Raw genomic sequence first — 6,072 nt, forward strand, 5'->3', positions numbered from 1 at the left:
ACTGAGGTCGGGAAATTTTCTGGACGATTAGGAAAACCATCTCTTAACTGTCGTAAAACTGATATTAATGTTTGGTCTTGTAAAGAGTCGATTTCATCTATAAATAATACTAAAGGTCGGTTTAAAGATTTTGCCCAACCTGTTAAAAAAGCCTTAATTCTATTTCCAGGTTCTTCCTGTTGCCATTGTTTAGCAGCTGGTTGTAATTCGGTCGGTAAACTATCCTCAATTTTATTATACCAAGTTCCTAAAATTGCTAATTCTGCGGCAGCAGGATCATGATTAAATGCACTTCCTACTTCCACTGACACCATGACTGCTGCATAATTTCCTGTATTAGTAAGTTGTTGTGCTAGAGCTAACATTGCGGTGGTTTTCCCTGTTTGTCGTGGTGCGTGAAGGACAAAGTAACTACGTTGTTGAATTAGCTCCTCTAAATCTGGTAATCGTACTGTGGGAGAGAGCATATAGTGGATATCGTCTTTACAGGGACCTGCAATATTAAACCAGCGAGTCATAGAATTTTATTATTTAGTGGACATTTTAATTTTAGATGATTTTGGTGGGGTTTTTGATAGCAGGAAGGAAGAGGTGATGATCGGCAATACTTTGTTATGCTTGATTATGAGCAATTATTGTTATATAGGGGAATAGTACGCTGATTTTACGTTTGCTAATAGGTAGTGATTTTATTGTCGTGGTGATAGCTCAAACCTTGCTAATTGGGCATTATAGTCATGGATAAAGTACCAGATAGCCCATAGGTGATTCTCCACATTAGACTACCACTACTATCGAATCACTACCCAGAATCATATATGGGCTGTTCAGCAACAAAGTGGCATTTAATATAAAAGACCTTGATTGTTGATAGCTTACTGGTATAATGTTGGAGCGCACTGGTATTGTTAACTTCCATGACCATCGTTACCGAAACCCGATCGAACTGTGGTGACAGGATATCAGTTGATGATCAAAATTGAAAATCTTAAGCTAATTGTTAAAAATTATGGCCGCTGAAATTATTTGTGTAGGAACGGAATTATTATTAGGGGATATAGTTAATACTAACGCCCAATATTTAGCCCTAGAATTGGCAAAATTAGGCATTCCCCATTATTATCAAACGGTGGTGGGGGATAATGTAGAAAGACTGAAAAAAGCGATCGCTATTGCCCTAGAACGTTCCTCAATTTTAATTTTTACCGGCGGACTCGGACCTACTCCCGACGATTTAACCACAGAAACAATCGCCGATTTTTTCCAAACGTCCCTCAGAGAAGATCAGGAGATTTTAGCAGAAATCGAGGCTAAATTTACGAGTTTAGGGCGAGAAATGCCTCCTAGTAACAGTAAACAGGCTTTAATACCCATGGGAGCCGATTTTTTGCCAAATCCCACCGGAACCGCCCCCGGCATGATCTGGCAACCAGAGACTAACGTAACTATTCTCACTTTCCCCGGAGTACCCTCAGAAATGAAGAGAATGTGGGTAGAAACGGCGATTCCTTACCTAGAAAGTCAAGGATGGGGCAAAGAGAGGATTTATAGTCGTTACCTCAAATTTCGCGGTATCGGTGAGTCAGCTTTAGCGGAAAAAGTTGCCCATTTATTTGATCTGACTAATCCCACCGTTGCCCCCTATGCTAGTTTAGGCGAAGTGCGTTTGCGAATTGCGACCAAAGCCCCTTCTTTAGAGGCTGCTTTGCAGGTAATTGAACCGGTAGCGACGGAAATTAAGGAAATCGCCGGATTAGATTATTTTGGTGCTGATAACGAAACTTTGCCCTCGGTAGTGGGGGAACTTTTGCGGCAGCAAAAACAAACTTTGAGTGTGGCAGAATCCTGTACTGGAGGGGGATTAGGGGAAATTATCACCCAAATCGCCGGCAGTTCCGATTATTTTGGGGGTGGGGTTATTTCCTACGATAATCGGGTAAAAGTTGCCCTCTTAGACGTAAATGAAGGGGATTTAAATAATTTCGGGGCTGTAAGCGAGATTGTCGCCCAACAGATGGTCCTAGGGGTGCAAAAACGCCTCGCTACGGATTGGGGGATCAGTATCACGGGTATTGCCGGACCAGGAGGAGGCAGCGAGACAAAACCCGTGGGCCTAGTTTATATCGGTTTAGCCAGTCCTGAGGGAAAAGTGACTGTATCAGAGCATCGTTTCGGAGAAAATCGAGATCGCTTGACCATTCGCCAGATTAGTGCCTATACCGCCCTCGATCGCCTACGCCGGAATTTATTAATAATGTCTTAAAAAAGAATTGCCAAGAATATATACTCAGACTAAAAACTTATGTTAAGCTTAATATAAATACAAGATATAGATTCCCCCGTTCGTCAGATTTAACAGCCAAACGATGAAAATTAGTTAAAATTCTCTAGAATCAAGCTTTTGCGTGGCTGTTGCGGGGATCAATCGACGAAAACTCATAGCTAGTATCTCAAAGGAGCCATTTGGTCAATGGACTATTTAGATGAAGTGATAGACAAGTTGAGAGAATGGGCGCGCAAACTGATCGAGAGTGTTTTTGGTCCGGAACCCGAACCCGAACCCGAACTAATCCCGATCCCCGTGCGCGATCACAGTCGATAAAGCCACCGGTAAAACAGAATATTGCGATAATATCAGTGCAAACTTACTATGAGTCTGCACTTGATTTTTAGGTGAAGCAAAGCCTAGCTTAATTTGGTGACGATTTGATTATTTAGTAACAATTCTTGACTGAGTAAATCTTCCACATTAATCCGCAGAAAACACTGATCATCAATCCAGAACTGCACTTTAATGCGATCTTTACCCCGAAAACCTAAAGGATCTAGTTTAGCGATCGATCGGGCCCCCTCGCGATCATTTAAGGTTTGGACGCTAGTTTCTCCATTACCGAGGGAACGAGTAATTAATTTATCACCATCAAAATAGACCTCCATTGCCCCCCTTTCCGTGCCTAATTCGCCGATAATTAATTCAATGCTGGGTTGATTGTCCACGGAAGCACCTAGGACTAATTCCACGGGTTTTTCCATAGGATAGGGTTGTCCAGAGTTAATAATCGGATGCCAAGCGTGGGCATTTTTGCGACGATTCCAGTAACGAATGCCGTAGCTATGATAGAGAAAATCTTTGACTTGATAACCTTGGGCTAATTGTAACGCTCCCAAAGCGATCGCTTCAAAGGGTCGATCCTCTTTAATTTTACTACTATCAAAATATTGTCGCACCCAATCTTTTACCGCCGGAATTTGTACGGTTCCCCCGACTAATAACACCGCATCGATATCGCTAACTTCAACTCCATTGCGTCTTCCCTGTTGCAAAACTCCCGTCATTAAATCATCTAATTGATTAAAAAAGTTTTGTTGTTGGAGAATATCGGTCAATTGTTCTCGATCCAAGCTTAACTCGTAACTCTCGAAATTTTCCTCATCAAAATATACCTCCTCGGCGGTTAATTGGGAAGAAAGTTTAATTTTTAATCTTTCTGCTAGACGAGTAGTCAGGGAAGTTTTCGCTAAAGATTGCTTTTGGGCAAAATAATCGACAATCCAATCGTCGATATCTGACCCCCCTAAATTTGTCCCCGCCTTGGCTAAAACTCTCGCTAGTTTAGTTTTTTGGGCAGAATTATTGCCTAAAAGTTTTTCTCCCCACTTGAGAATAAAACCTTGATTTTTTTGAGGATTATCTAAATCTAATTGTACCAAAGAAAGATCGAGGGTGCCACCGCCAAAATCTACCACTAAAATCACTTGATCCCCAGTAGTTCCATAACCCAAAGCGGCGGCCGTGGGTTCATCAATTAGTCGAATTTGTTCGATTTCCCACCCCTGACAAACATTGCTTAACCAATTGCGGTAACTTTCAAAACTATCGACGGGGACGGTTAAAACTAGAGATTGGGGGGTTTCCGGGGTGGTGTTTTTTAAGTGGTCGATGATGCTATCAAGAAACCATTGACCAACCCCCTCGAAACTGAGGACAGTTTCCTCTAATTCTGGTAAAAATCCTTGAATTTTTGCCCCGATACCTCGTTTAAAGCGACGAAAAAAACGCGGATCTCGATCGATATCTAAACCCCGATCCCGTACCGCTTGACCAGCAATTACTTGCAGGGGATTGGCTGATTTAATATAGAGTAAACTGGGAATTAGGGGCGGATTGTCGGCTATTTGTTGGGATAACTCCGATAATTTGACGGTTTCTGCCCTATTTGTCGCCCCATTCCAACGAGTAATGACGGTATTACTGGTTCCGAAATCAATAGCGTAGAACACGATCGATGGTTTTTAGGTAAATTTAGTTAATTATTCGCTATTGTAACCTGTTATTTACAGCAAACCGCCCGATCGAGGTGGAAGCTTCCGAAAAACCTGGGGAATTTGGTCAGCGCAAGCTAAAGAAGTCTGAGCAAAAACTTGACAAATAATCTTTAATAGTATATATGAGTTGCACCTGATCAAAGGATTATGTTAGCAGTTACTACCTCACCCGAAACCCTCTCCTTAGAAATTCCTAGCGCGATCGCTCTCTCGATCACCCTTGAACAGTTTGAAGCCATTGCTATGGTCAACCGTGACTTAAAATTAGAACGTACAGCCCAAGGAGAATTAATCGTGAATCCCCCGACAGGTGGCGAATCAGGACAGCGAAATTTTCGTATAACAGGACAATTGTTTCGCTGGTGCGAAGAAAATGAAGCTTTAGGAGTCGGGTTTGACTCTTCCACTGGATTTATACTGCCAAATGGGGCGATTCGTTCTCCCGATCTATCTTGGGTGAGTCGAGAACGCTGGGAATCTTTAACCCCTAAGCAGAAAAAAGGATTTATTCCCCTCTGTCCCGATTTTGTGGTCGAATTGCGGTCTGAATCTGATAGTCTTGACAAATTACAGAAAAAACTGCTCGAATATAGGGAAAATGGGGCAAGGTTAGGCTGGTTAATCGATCCCCAGAATCGGCAAGTTGAAATTTATCGTCAAGGAAAGGAAGTGGAGATATTAGAAAATCCCACTGATTTATCGGGTGAAGATGTTTTACCCAATTTTAGCTTAAATTTAAAGCTCTGATGTTTTCAGGAGTAATCCTAGTATATTAGACTTCTGGCAGAAGTCAGGCAATAGGCAACAGGCAAGAGGCAACAGTGGTAAGAATCGCCGATTGCTCTATCATATTTTTAGGTCATCATCAAATGAGCATCGAAAAGTCTTTAGTCTCGTCAGGTAAAAGTCTTTATCAAGAAGATTTCTATGGATGGTTACAAGAAACCGCTAACTTGCTCAAAGAACATCGTTTTGAAAAATTAGACTTAGAAAATTTAATCGAAGAAATTGAAACGATGGGAAGGAGTGAAAAACGAGAACTAGAAAGTCCCTTAACCGTCATTGCCGAACATCTGCTTAAATTGACTTACTGGCTAACTGAAAAGGAAACAAATGTTCAGGGGTGGCGCAGCACAGTTGTTGAACAACGCAGACAAGTTCAACGCTTATTAAAAGAGAGTCCAAGTCTGAGAAGATTGATTCCTGAAATCTGGATAGATTGTTACCAAGCAGCCAGAGAGGATACTGTCAGAAAGTATCAACTTGCTGCTGATTTATTCCCGATTGAATCACCCTTCACCCTTGAAGAAATCCTTGATTATGACTATCTTCCTTAAAACTGAAGTTTGGTATTTTGTCTATGAATACAATGCCTAACAAAGCAAAGCCTTAAGCGGCAATCAGTACTTCTGAATCACTCCCTAAATTAAATTGGCTTACCAAATCAAAGTAAGGTTTAAACTAAATTCTGGCAGAATATTTTCCCCCGATAAACTCTCTGGATTGGTTAAAATTTCTACTGCCTGTCCTTGACGATAAATTTCCACTTCTCTAGTTTTTCTATTGATTAACCAACCTAAACGAGTCCCATTATCTAAATATTCTTGCATTTTTTTCCTAGCAGTTTCTATGTTGTCACTAGGAGACATTAATTCAATGACAAAATCGGGAGATAGAGGTAAAAATCTTTCCTTTTGTTGTGGGGTTAAAGCTTGCCATTTTTCTAAAGGTATCCAAGCAGCATCG

The 6,072-nt window shown here is 41.3% G+C and carries 6 protein-coding genes; 3 read left to right on the forward strand and 3 right to left on the reverse strand.

Going from position 1 to position 6,072, the window contains the following annotated elements:
• Positions 1 to 518: AAA family ATPase (locus IM479_RS07825; protein ID WP_287686303.1), on the reverse strand; the 518-nt coding region annotated here is incomplete at its 3' end.
• Positions 519 to 1,009: 491 nt separating this feature from the next.
• On the opposite strand from IM479_RS07825, the gene IM479_RS07830 reads away from it, so the two are divergent.
• Positions 1,010 to 2,263: a competence/damage-inducible protein A gene (locus IM479_RS07830; protein ID WP_287686305.1), complete on the forward strand. Its 1,254-nt coding sequence runs from the start codon at positions 1,010 to 1,012 to the stop codon at positions 2,261 to 2,263.
• 422 nt (positions 2,264 to 2,685) lie between these two features.
• On the opposite strand, the gene IM479_RS07835 is transcribed toward IM479_RS07830, so the two are convergent.
• Complete coding sequence (locus tag IM479_RS07835; protein ID WP_287686306.1) at positions 2,686 to 4,281, reverse strand: Hsp70 family protein; 1,596 nt, start codon at positions 4,279 to 4,281, stop codon at positions 2,686 to 2,688.
• Between the two features lie 192 nt (positions 4,282 to 4,473).
• Here IM479_RS07835 and IM479_RS07840 point away from each other — a divergent pair, with 192 nt between their 5' ends.
• Both IM479_RS07840 and IM479_RS07845 read left to right on the forward strand, forming a co-directional pair.
• Positions 4,474 to 5,073 carry a Uma2 family endonuclease gene (locus IM479_RS07840; RefSeq protein WP_287676767.1) on the forward strand — a complete coding sequence of 200 codons (600 nt, stop codon included), beginning with the start codon at positions 4,474 to 4,476 and terminating at the stop codon, positions 5,071 to 5,073.
• Between the two features lie 122 nt (positions 5,074 to 5,195).
• Positions 5,196 to 5,663 carry a DUF29 domain-containing protein gene (locus IM479_RS07845; protein WP_287686308.1) on the forward strand — a complete coding sequence of 156 codons (468 nt, stop codon included), beginning with the start codon at positions 5,196 to 5,198 and terminating at the stop codon, positions 5,661 to 5,663.
• Positions 5,664 to 5,762: 99 nt separating this feature from the next.
• On the opposite strand, the gene IM479_RS07850 is transcribed toward IM479_RS07845, so the two are convergent.
• Positions 5,763 to 6,072, reverse strand: a 310-nt coding sequence (locus IM479_RS07850; protein WP_287686310.1) for a Uma2 family endonuclease, incomplete at its 5' end; no start/stop codon positions are given.

This window comes from Microcystis sp. M165S2, assembly GCF_020245885.1.
Classification (GTDB): Bacteria; Cyanobacteriota; Cyanobacteriia; order Cyanobacteriales; family Microcystaceae; genus Microcystis.